The 14,791-nt window shown below is 59.2% G+C and carries 13 protein-coding genes and 1 pseudogene; 7 read left to right on the top strand and 7 right to left on the bottom strand.

Going from position 1 to position 14,791, the window contains the following annotated elements; genetic code table 11:
- Window positions 1-33: 33 nt before the first annotated feature.
- The 4 genes and pseudogenes from K5D32_RS10055 to K5D32_RS10040 all read right to left on the bottom strand — a co-directional run.
- Window positions 34-744 (bottom strand): annotated as a pseudogene (locus K5D32_RS10055) (PA5502 family lipoprotein); the annotation flags it as partial.
- Window positions 745-782: 38 nt separating this feature from the next.
- Window positions 783-1,571 carry a zinc ABC transporter permease subunit ZnuB gene (gene znuB / locus K5D32_RS10050; protein WP_221575324.1) on the bottom strand — a complete coding sequence of 263 codons (789 nt, stop codon included), beginning with the start codon at window positions 1,569-1,571 and terminating at the stop codon, window positions 783-785.
- Window positions 1,564-2,361 carry a zinc ABC transporter ATP-binding protein ZnuC gene (gene znuC, locus K5D32_RS10045; RefSeq protein WP_221600129.1) on the bottom strand — a complete coding sequence of 266 codons (798 nt, stop codon included), beginning with the start codon at window positions 2,359-2,361 and terminating at the stop codon, window positions 1,564-1,566. Before znuC ends, znuB begins: the two co-directional genes overlap by 8 nt.
- Window positions 2,361-2,843 carry a Fur family transcriptional regulator gene (locus K5D32_RS10040; RefSeq protein ID WP_117163896.1) on the bottom strand — a complete coding sequence of 161 codons (483 nt, stop codon included), beginning with the start codon at window positions 2,841-2,843 and terminating at the stop codon, window positions 2,361-2,363. Before K5D32_RS10040 ends, znuC begins: the two co-directional genes overlap by 1 nt.
- Before the next feature lie 67 nt (window positions 2,844-2,910).
- On the opposite strand from K5D32_RS10040, the gene znuA reads away from it, so the two are divergent.
- On the top strand, window positions 2,911-3,846 hold the full coding sequence (znuA, locus tag K5D32_RS10035; protein WP_221600127.1) for a zinc ABC transporter substrate-binding protein ZnuA: 936 nt from the start codon (window positions 2,911-2,913) through the stop codon (window positions 3,844-3,846).
- A 185-nt stretch (window positions 3,847-4,031) separates the two neighbouring features.
- Here znuA and K5D32_RS10030 read toward each other — a convergent pair whose 3' ends face one another.
- Together K5D32_RS10030 and K5D32_RS10025 are read right to left on the bottom strand one after the other, a co-directional pair.
- Window positions 4,032-4,982: a homoserine kinase gene (locus K5D32_RS10030; RefSeq protein WP_221575321.1), complete on the bottom strand. Its 951-nt coding sequence runs from the start codon at window positions 4,980-4,982 to the stop codon at window positions 4,032-4,034.
- Between the two features lie 37 nt (window positions 4,983-5,019).
- A complete protein-coding gene (locus K5D32_RS10025) occupies window positions 5,020-5,304 on the bottom strand; it encodes a DUF2782 domain-containing protein (RefSeq protein WP_025257808.1) in 285 nt (94 codons plus the stop codon).
- 74 nt (window positions 5,305-5,378) lie between these two features.
- On the opposite strand from K5D32_RS10025, the gene polA reads away from it, so the two are divergent.
- Window positions 5,379-8,141: a DNA polymerase I gene (gene polA / locus K5D32_RS10020; RefSeq protein ID WP_221600125.1), complete on the top strand. Its 2,763-nt coding sequence runs from the start codon at window positions 5,379-5,381 to the stop codon at window positions 8,139-8,141.
- A 206-nt stretch (window positions 8,142-8,347) separates the two neighbouring features.
- Here the strand turns inward: polA and yihA are convergent, their stop codons facing one another.
- Window positions 8,348-8,986: a ribosome biogenesis GTP-binding protein YihA/YsxC gene (gene yihA, locus K5D32_RS10015; RefSeq protein WP_025257806.1), complete on the bottom strand. Its 639-nt coding sequence runs from the start codon at window positions 8,984-8,986 to the stop codon at window positions 8,348-8,350.
- A 490-nt stretch (window positions 8,987-9,476) separates the two neighbouring features.
- Between yihA and K5D32_RS10010 the strand changes: the two genes are divergently transcribed.
- From K5D32_RS10010 to K5D32_RS09990, 5 genes are all read left to right on the top strand, one after another.
- Window positions 9,477-10,091, top strand: a complete 615-nt coding sequence (locus tag K5D32_RS10010; RefSeq protein ID WP_221575319.1) for a cytochrome c — start codon at window positions 9,477-9,479, stop codon at window positions 10,089-10,091.
- A 185-nt stretch (window positions 10,092-10,276) separates the two neighbouring features.
- Window positions 10,277-10,921 (top strand): thiol:disulfide interchange protein DsbA/DsbL, encoded by a 645-nt coding sequence (locus K5D32_RS10005; RefSeq protein WP_221575318.1) that lies wholly within the window; start codon window positions 10,277-10,279, stop codon window positions 10,919-10,921.
- Between the two features lie 12 nt (window positions 10,922-10,933).
- A complete protein-coding gene (locus K5D32_RS10000) occupies window positions 10,934-11,809 on the top strand; it encodes an endonuclease/exonuclease/phosphatase family protein (RefSeq protein ID WP_025257803.1) in 876 nt (291 codons plus the stop codon).
- Window positions 11,806-13,860, top strand: coding sequence for a GGDEF domain-containing protein (locus K5D32_RS09995; protein ID WP_221600123.1), 2,055 nt, complete (start codon window positions 11,806-11,808; stop codon window positions 13,858-13,860). Before K5D32_RS10000 ends, K5D32_RS09995 begins: the two co-directional genes overlap by 4 nt.
- Before the next feature lie 96 nt (window positions 13,861-13,956).
- Entirely contained in the window at window positions 13,957-14,736 is a 780-nt protein-coding gene (locus K5D32_RS09990; RefSeq protein ID WP_221600121.1) for an N-acetylmuramoyl-L-alanine amidase, read from the top strand.
- Window positions 14,737-14,791: the final 55 nt, after the last annotated feature.

Raw genomic sequence — 14,791 nt, 5'->3', positions numbered from 1 at the left:
GAAAAAGCGGCGCCCCCCTTTTTCGGGAACAGGCTTGGCCGGGGTCAAGACAATCTGCGCTGACTCATTGCGCTCGATCTGACGGCGCAGCTCCAACTCAAAGTCAGGATTGATCTTGACCACCCGCTTGGTCAGCAGAGTCGCCAGCCATGGGTAATCGTCGGTGCGTGGAACCTGCAACAGGACTTCGCAATTGAACGCCACGGTATCGGCGGCAATGGCATCCAGTTGGCGACGCAATTGCGGCATGTCACCGATTTTCAAATCGATGGTGGTGCTTTCGGCGTCCGGGTCGATCAACTTCGCAACGCGCCTGGCTTCAGCTGCGAGCAATTCAGCTTCGGCTTTTTCCAGCTCGGCCTTGCGGGCATGGGCAATGGCGCCATTAACCCCGCTGGTCAGCGCCGGTGCCTTGGGCATCAGCGCACGAGCGCGGCTCAGAGCGGCAGCAGCGGCATTCATGTCGCCTTTCTGCAGGCCGATCTGGCTGCGGCTCAAGTAGGCTTCGGCCAGTCGACGCTGGAAGGGTTCCAGCCGAATGTCGGTAGGTGCTGCTGCCTGCAAGGTTGCCAATTGCTCTTCAGCAGTCGCCAATTCATTGCTGGTAATGCTTTGCTCCAGCTGAGCGAACCCGTCTGGCTGAGCTTCGGCCACAGGCGTTTCAACGGTCGGGGCACTCTGGCAGGCACCCAACAGGATGGAAAATGCGAAAAGCAGCAGATAACGGGAGGCGAGCGGCTTCATTCCTGCGATTCTCTAAGTTGCGCAAAAAACGAGCAAGTCTACACCGCTCGCTTGGGGAGAACAAAGCTGAGCAAGAACAGAGCCGCAGCGGATACCACAATAGACGGTCCGGCCGGGGTGTCCTTGAACCATGACAACGATAGCCCAATACACACAGCCGTCACGCCAATAAGGCTTGCGCCGAGCGCCATTTGTTCCGGCGACCGGGCGTGACGTTGTGCCGCAGCAGCGGGAATGATCAACAGCGACGTGATCAGCAGAACTCCGACGATTTTCATGGCAACGGCAATCACCACGGCAATCAGCAGCATCAGCGTCATGCGTAACGAGGCTACCGGCAGGCCTTCGACCTTGGCCAGCTCCTCATGCACGGTCACCGCCAGTAACGGTCGCCACAGGCAGACGATCAGCACCAGAACCAGTGCGCTGCCGCCCAGAATCCAGGCCAGATCCGTCGGGCTGATCGCCAGCAGGTCACCGAACAGATAAGCCATCAGGTCGATACGGACTTCATGCATGAAGCTCAGGACCACCAGCCCAAGTGACAAGGTGCTTGGTGCGAGAATCCCCAGCAGCGTGTCCGAAGCCAAGGGCTGACGCTGTTGCAGCGTGACCAGCAGGACCGCCAGCAGCAGACAACCCACCGTCACGGCAATCGTCGGGCTGACGTCCAGCAGAAAGCCCAGCGCCACGCCCAGCAAGGCGGCGTGTGAAAGGGTGTCGCCAAAATACGCCATGCGCCGCCAGACCACGAACGACCCGAGAGGCCCCGCGACCACTGCCAAGGCCAGGCCTGCGAGCAAGGCGTAGAGAAGAAAATCAGCCATGCTTGCAGTTGTCTCCATGGACATGGGTGTGAGTGGGTGACGCGGGTGCTGCATCGCCGCTCACGACTTCGCCATGCAGGTCATGGGCATGGTCGTGATGGTGGTGATAGATCGCCAGGCTTTGCGCATTCTTGCCGAACAGTTCGACAAACGCCGGATCGTTGCTGACCTGTTCCGGGTGGCCGGAGCAGCAGACGTGACGGTTCAGGCACACCACCTGATCGGTGGTGCTCATCACCAGATGCAGGTCATGGGAAACCATCAACACGCCGCAACCGTGACGATCCCGCAAACGGGTAATCAGGCTGTAGAGCTCGGCCTGACCGGCCACGTCGACACCCTGCACCGGTTCATCAAGGACCAGCAGTTCAGGTTCGCGCAACAAGGCACGGGCCAGCAGGACACGCTGCATCTCACCGCCGGATATGCCCTGAAGCGGGCTGTCGATGACTTTTTCGGCACCGACTTCCTGCAACGCAGCCAGAGCCGCCGAACGATCAACGCCCGGCACCAGCCGCAGAAAGCGCAGCACCGAGAGCGGCAGGGTCTGGTCCACATGCAGCTTTTGCGGCATGTAGCCCACTCGCAAGCCGGGCTTGCGCCAGACCGAACCGGCATCCGGCTTGAGCAGCCCCAGCACGGCACGCACCAGCGTCGTCTTGCCGGCGCCATTGGGGCCGATCAGGGTGACGATTTCGCCAGGGCTGACATTCAACTGAATGTTGTGCAGAACGTTTTGCCCGGCCAGCGTGACAGCCACCTGCTCCAGGCGAATCAACGCATTACTCATCAGGCAGCCTTGCAGCCGGAACAGATGCCGACGATTTCAACGGTCTGGCCTTCAACCTGAAAACCGACTTCTTTGGCAGCATTGACCACGGCATCGCTGATGGAAGCGTGCTGCAATTCAATGGCGGCGTGGCACTCGCGGCAGATCAGGAACTGGCCCTGATGCGCGTGGGTCGGGTGGTTGCAGCCGGTAAAGGCGTTGAGCGAGGCAATACGATGTACCAGGCCGTTTTCCAGAAGGAAATCCAGCGCCCGGTAAACGGTAGGCGGCGCGGCGCGGCGACCGTCTTCATCGCTCAGCACGGCAAGGATGTCGTAGGCACCCAGCGGCTTGTGACTTTGCCAGACCAGTTCCAGCACACGACGACGCAGCGTCGTCAGGCGCAGACCTTTGCTGGCGCACAGCGCATCGGCTTCTGTGAGCGCGGAATGCACACAATGTGAGTGATCATGAGGACGGCTGGCCAGCGGTGTAATAGGCATGAGCGGCGACGATATTTGCTAGAGACGTTATTATGTTACCCGTTCCTGTCTTATATGAGTGGTTCAAGTGCGCCGTCTTTTTAACCTTTTTGTCGTTTTGTCGGCCAGTTGGCTGGCTGCCGCCCCCGCCCAGGCCGAGGTTCGGGTCCTGACCAGCATCAAGCCATTGCAGCTGATTGCGGCTGCCGTACAGGATGGCGTGGGTACACCCGAGGTGCTTTTGCCGCCCGGCGCATCGCCTCACCACTATGCCTTGCGCCCATCCGACGTACGGCGTGTGAACGAGGTCGAACTGCTCTACTGGATCGGCCCGGACATGGAAAGCTTCCTCCCGCGTGTCATTCAGGGCCGCAAACTGCCAGCGGTTGCTGTGCAAAGTTTGCTTGGCATGCATTTGCGTCATTTCGAGGCAGACAATGCCTCACATGACGATCACGATCATGACCATGGCGTAGAAGAGCACGACCATGATCACCGTCCCGGCAGCCTGGACTCGCACCTGTGGCTGTCCTCGTTCAACGCCCGGGTGATTGCCGCGAAGATGGCGGCAGACCTCAGCGCCGCCGACCCGGACAACGCCGCTCGCTACAAGAGCAATGCCCAAGCCTTCGCCAAACGTCTCGATGCCCTGGATACCCGGATCAAGAGCCGCGTCAGCGCTGTGGCGGGCAAGCCGTATTTCGTCTTCCACGAAGCCTTCGACTACTTCGAGGAAGCTTATGGGCTCAAGCACACCGGCGTGTTCAGTGTCGCCGCCGAGATCCAGCCGGGTGCCCAGCACGTCGCCGCCATGCGTGAACGCTTGAAGGAAGTGGGCAAGACCTGCGTGTTCAGCGAGCCGCCATTGCGTCCGCGCCTGGCCGAAACCCTGACGGCGGGCTTGCCGGTGAAACTGGCTGAACTGGATGCGCTGGGCGGCTATACACCGGCCACGGCTCAGGGTTATGAGCAGGTGTTACAGAAGCTGGGTGATGATCTGGCGGGATGCCTGGAGGGTTTGTAGCGCTTGCGAATGACAGTTGCTCCTACCGGCGTAGGAGCGAATTCATTCGCGAGACGTCATTCCAGACGATGCATTTGCTGGGGATGTACCGGCCTCTCGCGAATAAATTCGCTCCTACAGAAACTTCATTTAATTCATGATGTTGTGTTTTTTGGTGAAAGCGAACTCATTCGCGAACAACCCGTTTACAAGGCAAACGGCAACGGCAGGTGAACATCCTGGCGCTGTGCCAGGCGCTTCTCGAACTCTGCCGGGTCATGGATCAGTACGTCCTGTCCGGCAAAGGACTCAGCCGCGATCAGGCGTGACAGCCAGAAGCGCACGCAACCCACGCGCAGCATGGTTGCCCAGAGTTTTGTTTCACTGGCGGTGAACGGTCGCAAGGCGGCGTAGGCACCCAGCAGGGCTCTTGCGCGTACCGGATCGATCTGGCCGTCTTCCAGCGAACACCAGTCGTTCAGCGCAATGGCCAGGTCGTAGAGCATCGGGCCGGAGCAGGCGTTGTAAAAGTCGATCAGCCCGGTCAGGTGCGTGCCTTCAAACAGGGCATTGTCGCGGAACAGGTCGGCGTGCAGGTTGGCGCGAGGCAACGCCATGATCTGCGGCTTGAGCTCTTCAATCTCCTGCAAGGCATTTTCCAGCAGCGTTCTTTGCGGCTCGCCCAGGTGCGAAAGGAAATTCGTGCCCTCGCTGAGCATCCAGTCCAGGCCGCGATCGGTCTTGCGCTCCAGAACATTGGCGCGAGTCGCCAGATGCAGGTTGCCCAGCAGTTCGCCGATCTGCACGCAATGCTGGGTGTTGGGCTCGCTGATGTGCTTGCCCGGCAGGCGCGGTTGCAGCAGCGCCGGTTTTTCCGCCAGCTCTCGCAGCGCCTGACCGTCGGTGGTGCGCAGCGCGTAAGGCACCGGCAGGTCGGCGTCGTGCAGTACGTCCAGCAGCTCGATGAAGAACGGCAAATCCTGAATCGGTCCCCGCTCGACTAGGGTCAGGACGAACTCGCCCTGTTCCAGGCTGATGAAGTAATTGGTGTTTTCACTACCAGCGGCAATGCCTTGAAAGTCGAGCAAACGGCCGAGCCCGTACGGGGCAAGAAATGTTTCCAGCTCGGGCCGAGCCAGTGGGGTAAAAACGGACATATCAGGACTGCCAGCAAAATTAAGTGAATTTAGGGTGTTACCAGCTGAATATTTCCCATTGAGGGATCAGCATGTCCGGTTGGTCCGAACGGATGAAATTGGGACTCGTACCATCGGCACGCACAAGAAAGTAAGGTTTTCCGTTCTTGGGCGTGATTTTCACCGCATAAAGAAATCCGTTCTGACGGTACTCCTGAATGGTCTTGTCGCCGTCGGTGCGAATGGTAACGTCTGGAGCGTCCGCAGGAGAATCCTCGGCTGCAATCACCAGGGGACAAAATACCAACAGCCCAGCCAACAACAGTCGATTTGCCGTGCGCATGATAACCTTGTCCCTTTGTCGTCAATGGTCCTCGCATTCTAGCGCCGACCCCGCCGAAAAGGTTGATTCTGCTCATGAGCCAAGCGCCCCTCGTCCTGGTGGACGGTTCTTCTTACCTGTACCGCGCCTTCCATGCGCTGCCACCTCTCACCACGTCCAAAGGTTTGCCGACAGGTGCGGTCAAGGGTGTGCTGAACATGCTCAAGAGCCTGCGCCGGCAATACCCGAAAAGCCCCTTCGCGGTGGTTTTCGATGCCAAGGGCGGGACGTTCCGGGACGATCTGTTCGCCGAGTACAAAGCCAACCGCCCAAGCATGCCGGACGATCTGCGCGTTCAGGTCGACCTGCTGCATGCCTGCGTCAAAGGCCTGGGTTACCCGCTGCTGTGCGTGGAAGGTGTCGAAGCTGACGACGTGATCGGCACTCTGGCGCGCAGCAGTGCGGCGGCGGACCGACCCGTGATCATCTCCACCGGCGACAAGGACATGGCGCAACTGGTCGACGGCCACATTACGCTGGTCAATACCATGACCGGTAGCGTGCTGGATGTCCCTGGCGTGAAAGAGAAATTCGGCGTCGGTCCTGAGCACATCATCGATTATCTGGCCCTGATGGGCGATAAAGTCGACAACATTCCCGGCGTTCCCGGCGTAGGCGAAAAAACCGCCGTAGGCCTGCTGGTGGGTGTCGGCGGCGGTTTGAAAGAGCTGTATGAAAACCTCGATCTGGTCGCGGGCATGGCGTTCCGGGGAGCCAAGACCATGGCACCCAAGCTCGAAGAGCATCGCGACATGGCGTTTCTGTCCTATGAGCTGGCGACCATCAAGGTCGATGTGCCGCTGGATATCACCCTCGACGAATTGCAGGTGGGCGAGCCGGATCTGGAAAAGCTCACCGAGCTTTATACCGAGCTTGAGTTCAAGAGCTGGCTCGAGGATCTGCAACGACAAGCCAAGCGCGCCGGTGTGGAAATCGTCAAGGAAGAAGTCGCCTCCGAAATCGAGCTGCACTACGAAACCGTCCTCGATCAGGCCCGCTTCGACGTCTGGCTGGAAAAACTGCGCACCGCCAGCCTGATCGCCTTCGATACCGAAGCCACCGGTCTGGATGCCCAGCAGGCGCAACTGGTCGGCCTCTCGTTCGCCGTCAAGGCCGGTGAAGCCGCCTACATCCCGCTGACCCATTCCTACATGGGCGTGCCGGATCAACTGGATCGCGACACCGTACTGCTGGCGCTCAAGCCGCTGCTGGAAGACCCGGCCATCCTGAAGGTCGGGCAGAACGCCAAGTTCGACATGAACATCCTGGCCAACTGCGCCATCGGTGGCGATCAGGAAAATGGCATTACCGTGCGAGGCGTTGCCTTCGACACCATGCTGGAATCCTACGTACTGAATTCCGTAGCCACTGCCCACAACATGGACAGCCTGGCGCTGAAGTATCTCGGTCACCAGACCACCAGCTTTGAAGACATCGCCGGTAAAGGCAAGAAGCAGCTGACGTTCGACCAGATAGCTCTGGAGCAGGCCGGCCCTTATGCGGCTGAAGATGCAGACGTGACCTTGCGTCTGCACCAGACTCTTTTTGCAAAGCTGGAAGCCGAGCCTGCGCTGTCCCGCGTTCTGACCGAAATCGAAATGCCGCTGGTGCCGGTACTGGCGAAGATCGAGCGCGAAGGCGCGAAAGTGGATGCCAATCTGCTCGGCATTCAAAGTGTCGAGCTGGGCAACACCATAGTCGAACTGGAGCGTCAGGCTTTTGTTCTGGCAGGCGAGGAGTTCAACCTGGGCTCCCCGACCCAGCTCGGGAAAATCCTTTATGAAAAACTGGAGCTGCCGATTCTGGGCAAGACGCCCACGGGCAAGCCTTCGACCTCGGAAGATGTGCTGGTCAAGCTGGCCGAGCAAGGCCATGAGCTTCCTACCTTGCTGTTGCAGTACCGCTCGATCAGCAAGCTGAAAAGCACCTACACCGACAGCCTTCCAGGGCAGATCAACCCGAGAACCGGTCGCGTTCACACGTCCTATAACCAGGCGGGCGCCGCAACGGGACGGTTCTCGTCCAGCGAACCCAACCTGCAGAACATCCCGGTGCGCACAGCAGAAGGGCGCAGGATTCGTCAGGCGTTCATTGCCCAGCCGGGTTACAAACTGCTGGCAGCGGACTATTCGCAGATCGAATTGCGGATCATGGCGCACCTGGCCAGCGACGAAGGGTTGCTGGATGCCTTCCGCAATGGCCTGGACGTACACCGTGCGACGGCGGCCGAGGTTTTCGGCGTCGAGCTGGATGAGGTCACCAACGATCAGCGCCGCAGCGCCAAGGCCATCAACTTCGGGCTTATCTATGGGATGGGTGCATCAGGCCTGGCCCGGCAGATCGGTGTCGATGGCAAGCAGGCCAAGGCGTATATCGAACGTTACTTCGCTCGTTACCCTGGCGTGCGGGAATACATGGAGCGCACTCGCGAGAAGGCCAAGGAGCAAGGCTATGTCGAAACCTTCTTCGGGCGTCGCCTCTATCTTCCGGACATCAACTCCGACAACGGCATGAAACGCGCCGGGGCCGAGCGCACGGCGATCAACGCGCCGATGCAGGGCACCGCCGCCGACATCATCAAGAAGGCCATGGTTGCGGTGAACAGCTGGCTGGAAGAGTCGCGTCTCGACGCCCGCGTCATCCTGCAGGTTCACGACGAACTGGTACTGGAAGTGCGCGAGGATCTGGTCGAGCAGATCAGCGAGCAGATTCGCCCGCACATGAGCGGCGCTGCGCAACTGGCCGTGCCGTTGCTGGTTGAAGTGGGTGTGGGCAACAACTGGGACGAGGCGCACTGATCGCCCTGCCTGCATGAACTTTTCGGCTGGCCGGGAACTTAACCGGCCAGCTGCGAGTCAGAGATTTCGACTGGTTGAGAAACCCGTCATGCTCCTAGTTGTGTTAAGTGTTGGCAGATATCCGGATCCCACCCTAAGGGTCTGGACCTTGAACCCCGAACTTCCCCCCTCCCCATATGAAGTCCGGGGTTTTTTTTGCCTGCGATTTACCCTTCGGCAGGCGCTTTGTCTTCCAGCTCCATCCAGTCGGCCAGAACGGTATAGGCTTCTTCCAGGCCCATGCGCTTTGGTGCCGAGAACAGCTGGATGGTGACCGCTTCGCCCCAGCCCTTGCGGATCTGCGACTGAACCTTGAGCAGCGTGTTCTTGGCTGCGCCGTAGGTCAGTTTGTCAGCCTTGGTCAGCAGGACATGCATCGGCATCTGACTGGCGATTGCCCAGTCCAGCATCAGGATGTCGAAGTCGGTCATTGGATGACGGATGTCCATCATCAGAATCAGGCCCTTCAGGCTTTCGCGGCTGCCCAGATAGGCTTCCAGGTGACGCTGCCAGTGTTGCTTGAGCGGGATCGGCACTTTGGCGTAGCCGTAGCCGGGCAGGTCCACCAGACGGCGGTCGTCATCGAGCTTGAAGAAGTTCAGCAGTTGCGTGCGCCCCGGCGTTTTCGAGGTGCGCGCCAGGCTGGCGTGGGTCAGCGTATTGAGCGCGCTGGACTTGCCCGCGTTGGAACGCCCGGCAAACGCGACTTCATAGCCTTCGTCATCAGGGCACTGATCGACCTTGGCGGCGCTGAGCATGAACGTGGACTGTTGGCACAGGCCGAGGATGGGGTTCTTGAGTTGCATGTGATTTCCGGTGAAAGCCTTGCCTGCAAGGGGTGCGGCAAGAGGTGTCGTTTCCGTTTGGGTAGCGCGAGTATATAATGCCGCAAATTTTGTGTGTGAATTCCCCGGCAGCGGGGGAAGAACACCGAAGCGAGAACTAATATGCGCATTAGAACGCAGTCCGCTTTCAACCTGAAAGGTTTTTACTGCGCAAGAGGGTTTTGGCAGGCCGTGTGAAAACGTAGCGAGCGAAGATCAGGCAAGGCGAAAACAGGCGAGGAAGCGGAGTTTACATGTTGTAAATGAGCATTCCGAGCCTGTTTTCAACGCTGCATGATCGAGCGCAGTAGTTTTCACACAGCCTGTTGGAGCCACTTTTGCCAGGATCGTAACTATGCCGCGCGTGAAATGTACAAGGACCGCAGTAGTCAGCATTTGCGAACCGTCATCCTGGAGATGAGCAAATCACCTGCTACCTGACTTTTCACCATTAGCCGATCTGGATTACCTGATGAACAAATTATTCGTGAGTCTGCTGTTGACGCTTGGCATCTGTGGGGCGACCCAGGCAGCCGACGTCACCGGTGATGCGGCTGCCGGTCAGGCAAAGGCAGCCGTGTGTGGTGCCTGTCATGGACCTGATGGCAACAGCCTGGCTCCCAACTTCCCGAAACTGGCAGGCCAGGGCCAGCGCTACCTGCTCAAGCAGTTGCACGAGATCAAGGATGGCAAGCGACCGGTACTGGAAATGACCGGATTGCTGACTCCGTTCAACGATCAGGACCTTGCGGACATCTCCGCCTATTACGCCAGCCAGAAAGGCAGCATTGGTGCAGCCGACGCCAGTCTGGTAGCCCGCGGCGAAGCACTGTTCCGCGGCGGAAAGCTGGATCAGGGCATGCCAGCCTGCACCGGCTGTCACTCACCTGACGGCACCGGCAATGCTCCGGCCGGTTATCCACATCTGGGTGGCCAGCACGCCGATTACATCAAGAAACAATTGACTGCATTCCGCGAAGGCGATCGGGTCAATGATGGTGACACCATGGTCATGCGCTCTATCGCGGCCAAGCTGAGCAACAAGGATATCGAGGCTCTGGCGCAATATATCCAGGGTTTGCACTGATCGATTCACAGGCATTCGTGCAGGCAATCTGCGGTTCAGACGTGACGTGCTTCATGACACATGTAAAAAGGGTGGCCCGGGCTGCCCTTTTTTTTGATCGCCAGCGTTACACTAAGAACTCACGCCTTGGTGGCTGGTCGAAAAACCGTCGCTTCAAGGCGACTCAATCTGCTCAGGAGTAAAGCATGCGTAATCTGATCATCAGCGCCGCTCTGGTTGCCGCCAGCCTGTTCGGTATGTCCGCCCAGGCTGCCGCACCCATCGAAGCTGGTAAGCAATATGTTGTATTGAACAGCGCTGTGCCTGTTTCCGAGCCAGGCAAGATCGAAGTAGTAGAGTTGTTCTGGTATGGCTGCCCGCACTGCTATGCATTCGAGCCGACCATCAACCCATGGGCTGAAAAACTGCCTGAGGACGTCAATTTCGTCCGTATCCCGGCAATGTTCGGCGGCGCCTGGGATGCCCACGGCCAACTGTTCATCACCCTGGACACCATGGGCGTAGAGCACAAGGTTCACGCGGCTGTATTCAACGCAATCCAGAAAGACCGCAAGCCTCTGACCAAGCCGGAAGACATGGCTGATTTCGTCGCCACTCAGGGTATCGACAAAGCCAAGTTCCTCGAAACCTTCAACTCCTTCGCAGTGAAAGGCAAGATTGCCCAGTACAAGGAACTGGCCAAGAAGTACGAAGTGACCGGCGTACCGACCATGATCGTTAACGGTAAATACCGTTTCGACCTGGGCAGCTCCGGTGGCCCGGAAGCGACTCTGGAAGTTGCTGACCAGCTGATCGCCAAAGAGCGAGCGGCCGCCCAGGCAAGCAAGTAAGAGCCGTTCGCCATGCGCCGCTGGGGCAAGGGCACGGAGCGAGTCGTTGGCCTGCATGATCCGCAGGTCAACGAACACCATCTGCTGCAAAGCGGACTGCCAGCCGATGGCCGGCTTCGGTTGCTTAGCTTCAACATCCAGGTCGGTATCAGCACCGAGCGTTACCGGCACTACCTGACACGCGGCTGGCAACATCTGCTGCCCCACGGTGGACGTGCGGGCAATCTGCAGAAGATCGGCGATCTTCTCAACGATTTCGATCTGGTGGCGTTGCAGGAAGCCGATGGCGGCAGCCTGCGCTCCGGCTTCATCAATCAGGTCGAACATCTGGCCCATCTCGGTTCCTTTCCCTACTGGTATCAGCAGCTCAATCGCAACCTGGGTCGTCTGGGCCAGCACAGCAATGGCGTGCTCAGCCGCCTGCGTCCCGGCAAGATCGAAGATCACCCATTGCCCGGACCTGCCGGACGCGGTGCCATTCTTGTCCGTTTCGGGGAAGGCGAGGACGCGCTGGTGGTGGTCATGATGCATCTGGCCCTTGGGCCACGCACTCGTGTACGGCAACTGGCCTATATCCGGGAACTGATTGGCGGTTATCGCCACCAGATCCTCATGGGCGACATGAACACCCATGCCAACGACTTGCTGGAGCATTCGCCGCTGCGCGATCTTGGTCTTCTGGCACCGCAGGTCGAGGCAACCTTTCCCAGCTGGCGGCCACAGCGCTGCCTCGATCATATTCTGCTCAGCCCGACACTGACGCTCGAACGTGTTCAGGTACTGGCCCAACCCATTTCCGATCACCTGCCCGTTGCTGTGGAGATTCGCCTGCCTGCTTCGCTGTGTGGGGACTCGCTACCCGTGCTTTCTGGTGGACCCCTTGAATGAGCGAAGAAGCCGAGCGCTGGAAAGAGAAGTATCTCAAGGGTATCGAGCAGCAGGACAGACTGGCGGAACGCTGGAACGCCCGGCTCGACTTGCTGCGCCGGGGTCTGGTCCGCAGTAGTCTCGCGGCGGAAGGTACTGACCGCTCTGTCGACGAATGCATGAAGGAAATGCGCGAAATCGTGCGCAAGGACGACATGGATGCAGGCTTGGCCGCTCTGATACCGCGCCTTGAAAAGGCAGTGCTGGATTCCGAGCAACGTCGCGAAGTGCGGGTCGGGCAGATCAGCAGCGCCTTGAATGCACTGGTAACCCAACTGCAATCCTTGCCGCTGCCCCGCGAGGTACGCAAACCCCTCAAGCGCTTTGCCAAGGATCTTGAAGACCGCGCCGCCCAGGCTCGGGAATTGCCGTTGCTGCTGAGCGAGTTGAGTGGCTTGCAGGGCAAGGCGCTGACCTTGCTCGAAAAACACGAAGAAGGCCCTCGCCCCGGAATCCTGCAACGCCTGTTCGGTACTCGTGAAGAGTCGAGCGATGGGGCTCATGGCCCGGAAGACGCTCAGCCAGCTCATCCGTCTGCACCTGCCACCGCGCCAGAGCATGAAAGCGTTAGCGAGCAACAATCTGCGCCCGCGCCAACACCGGCACAGCCTTCGCAACCAGCACCAGCACCAGCACCAGCACCCAAGGTTGAGCTTGAGGCACCAAAAGCCGAGCAAAAAGTAGAGGCTCCCGCTCCCGCACCAGTGGTTGAGCCCGCACCCGAAGCGCCGCCGCCCGTTGAAATGGCAGCCATTGCGCCTGTGCCTGCCGCAAAAACAACACCTTCACCCGTGCCGGTTCCACCGCAAGAGCTGATTACGCCAACGCCTGCTGTTCCTTACGAGCATGTTCCGGTTGTGCAGGCACCCGTCGAGAGCGATAGCGCAGAAGCCGACGATGAACCGACCGAGGAAGAAGGCAGCGAAGGGGACCCGAACTATTCCCTGCCGTACTCTCCAGAGCCGAGCTACAGCTCGGTTGCAACGCATATCGAAGACACCTTGCTGGGGTTACTCAAGGACCTGACCTTATCCGAGCACCATCGCCCGCAAGTCGAAGACATGCAGTTACGCCTGAAACACGGGCTCAACTGGTACGAACTGCTACCGATCCTCGACGATCTGGCCGTCTTGATGCTGGCCATCAATAACGGTGGCCAGCAAGAGTTCGGGATCTATCTCAAGCAACTCAACGAACGACTGGAGTCGTTTCAGAGCCATCTGCAGGCTGCCAGCGAGGACCATGCGGAGAATCAGTCCACCGCTCGCGACCTGAACGATCAGTTGCGCGAGCAGGTCGGCGGCTTGCAGAGCAGTGTCCAGGACGCTTCCGACCTGACCAGCCTCAAGCAAGTGCTCGACAACCGGCTGGAAGGCTTGCTCAGCACCATGGACCATTACCAGCGCAAACGGGACGAGCGGGAGCAGGAAGTAGCCTTACGCCTGCAAGGCCTCGCCACTCGTGTCGCGAGCATGGAGCAGGAAGCCCTGGGCTTCAGGAGCCACCTTGAAGAGCAACGGCAAAAAGCACTGATCGACCCCCTCACCAGCCTGCCCAACAGAGCGGCGTGGGGGGAGCGCCTTGAGAAGGAAGTGGCGCTGTGGCAACAGGACAAGACCAACCTGCTGGTCTGCATTCTGGACCTGGATCACTTCAAGCGGATCAACGATGGTTACGGGCATCTGGCAGGCGACAAAGTGCTGAAGATCGTCGCCAGTGTTCTGAAAAAGCGCATGCGTTCCACTGACTTCCTGGCACGGTTCGGGGGCGAAGAGTTCGTCATGCTCTTGCCCGCCACCCACGTATCGATCGCACTGACGCTGCTTGATGAACTGCGGGCCGCCGTCGAGCTTTGCCCGTTCCACTTCAAGGGCGAGCGGGTAACGATCACGGTGTCCATGGGCGTAACCGCCTTCCGGACTGGCGAGCGCAGCGATGTCGCCCTCAAGCGGGCCGATCAGGCGTTGTATCGCGCCAAGGAAAACGGCAGGAATCGCGTCGAACAGGGCTGACTGAAACATCTGGAATCCATCAGCGTTTCACAGATGAAGCAATTCGGTCGCACTTTGTTATGATGTTGCATTTGCTGCCGACGTATCCTGACTGCCATGAAGCTGTTCTTCCCTGCATTCCTCCTTCTGGTCCTGACTGCCTGTTCCAGCGGGCCAAAACTCGATACCAGCCATCCTTCGGTCAACCATGACGGCCGTGTTCAGTACGTCATCATGCACTACACCTCCGCCTCGCTTGAGCGCTCGCTGGAGTTGTTGACCCATGGCGAAGTCAGCAGCCATTACCTGATCGGCGACGATAACCCGGCGACGATCTACAAGCTGGTCGATGAAAGTGCCCGCGCCTGGCATGCAGGCGAAAGTGAATGGGAAGGCCGTACCTGGCTCAACTCCAGCTCGATCGGCATCGAGATCGTCAACCCCGGCTACACCGATACGCCCACGGGACGCCTCTGGTATCCGTACACCGAAAGCCAGGTGCAGTCGATCATCGTGCTGCTCAAGGACATCATCAAGCGCAACAATCTCGACCCCCGGCACATCATCGGACACAGCGATATCGCCCCGATGCGCAAGCTGGACCCTGGCCCGCTGTTCCCCTGGAAACGACTGGCTCATGAAGGTATCGGCATCTGGCCAGACGAACGGCAGGTCGCCCAGCGTCAGGCGCAGATGATGGGTAATCTGCCCAGCACCACCTGGTTCCAGCAACAATTGGCACGCCTGGGTTACACCACGCCTCAGACAGGCGAGCTGGACACCGCTACACGCCACGTTCTGGCGGCCTTCCAGATGCATTACCGTCCAGAACGCTTCGACGGAGAACCCGACCTCCAGAGCGCAGCCATCCTGAAGGTACTCAACCGGGCCGACTAGATCAGGCTTCAGGGCTGCATTCTTTACCAAGCTATTTGCACGCTTGTTGCTATAC

Origin of the sequence: Pseudomonas cichorii, assembly GCF_019719005.1 — a bacterium.
Classification (GTDB): domain Bacteria; phylum Pseudomonadota; class Gammaproteobacteria; order Pseudomonadales; family Pseudomonadaceae; genus Aquipseudomonas; species Aquipseudomonas cichorii_E.
The sequence above is the reverse complement of the archived record's forward strand: the minus strand, read 5'-3'. Positions and strand labels throughout refer to the sequence as shown.

Excerpts from the sequence above, each read along its gene's own strand:
- K5D32_RS10000 (WP_025257803.1), top strand. The coding sequence starts at position 10,934 with ATGCGCCGCTGGGGCAAGGGCACGGAGCGAGTCGTTGGCCTGCATGAT.
- yihA (WP_025257806.1), bottom strand. The coding sequence starts at position 8,986 with ATGCAACTCAAGAACCCCATCCTCGGCCTGTGCCAACAGTCCACGTTC.
- znuC (WP_221600129.1), bottom strand. The coding sequence starts at position 2,361 with ATGAGTAATGCGTTGATTCGCCTGGAGCAGGTGGCTGTCACGCTGGCC.
- znuB (WP_221575324.1), bottom strand. The coding sequence starts at position 1,571 with ATGGCTGATTTTCTTCTCTACGCCTTGCTCGCAGGCCTGGCCTTGGCA.
- K5D32_RS10030 (WP_221575321.1), bottom strand. The coding sequence starts at position 4,982 with ATGTCCGTTTTTACCCCACTGGCTCGGCCCGAGCTGGAAACATTTCTT.
- K5D32_RS09995 (WP_221600123.1), top strand. The coding sequence starts at position 11,806 with ATGAGCGAAGAAGCCGAGCGCTGGAAAGAGAAGTATCTCAAGGGTATC.
- K5D32_RS09990 (WP_221600121.1), top strand. The coding sequence starts at position 13,957 with ATGAAGCTGTTCTTCCCTGCATTCCTCCTTCTGGTCCTGACTGCCTGT.
- polA (WP_221600125.1), top strand. The coding sequence starts at position 5,379 with ATGAGCCAAGCGCCCCTCGTCCTGGTGGACGGTTCTTCTTACCTGTAC.
- K5D32_RS10010 (WP_221575319.1), top strand. The coding sequence starts at position 9,477 with ATGAACAAATTATTCGTGAGTCTGCTGTTGACGCTTGGCATCTGTGGG.
- K5D32_RS10005 (WP_221575318.1), top strand. The coding sequence starts at position 10,277 with ATGCGTAATCTGATCATCAGCGCCGCTCTGGTTGCCGCCAGCCTGTTC.
- K5D32_RS10040 (WP_117163896.1), bottom strand. The coding sequence starts at position 2,843 with ATGCCTATTACACCGCTGGCCAGCCGTCCTCATGATCACTCACATTGT.
- K5D32_RS10025 (WP_025257808.1), bottom strand. The coding sequence starts at position 5,304 with ATGCGCACGGCAAATCGACTGTTGTTGGCTGGGCTGTTGGTATTTTGT.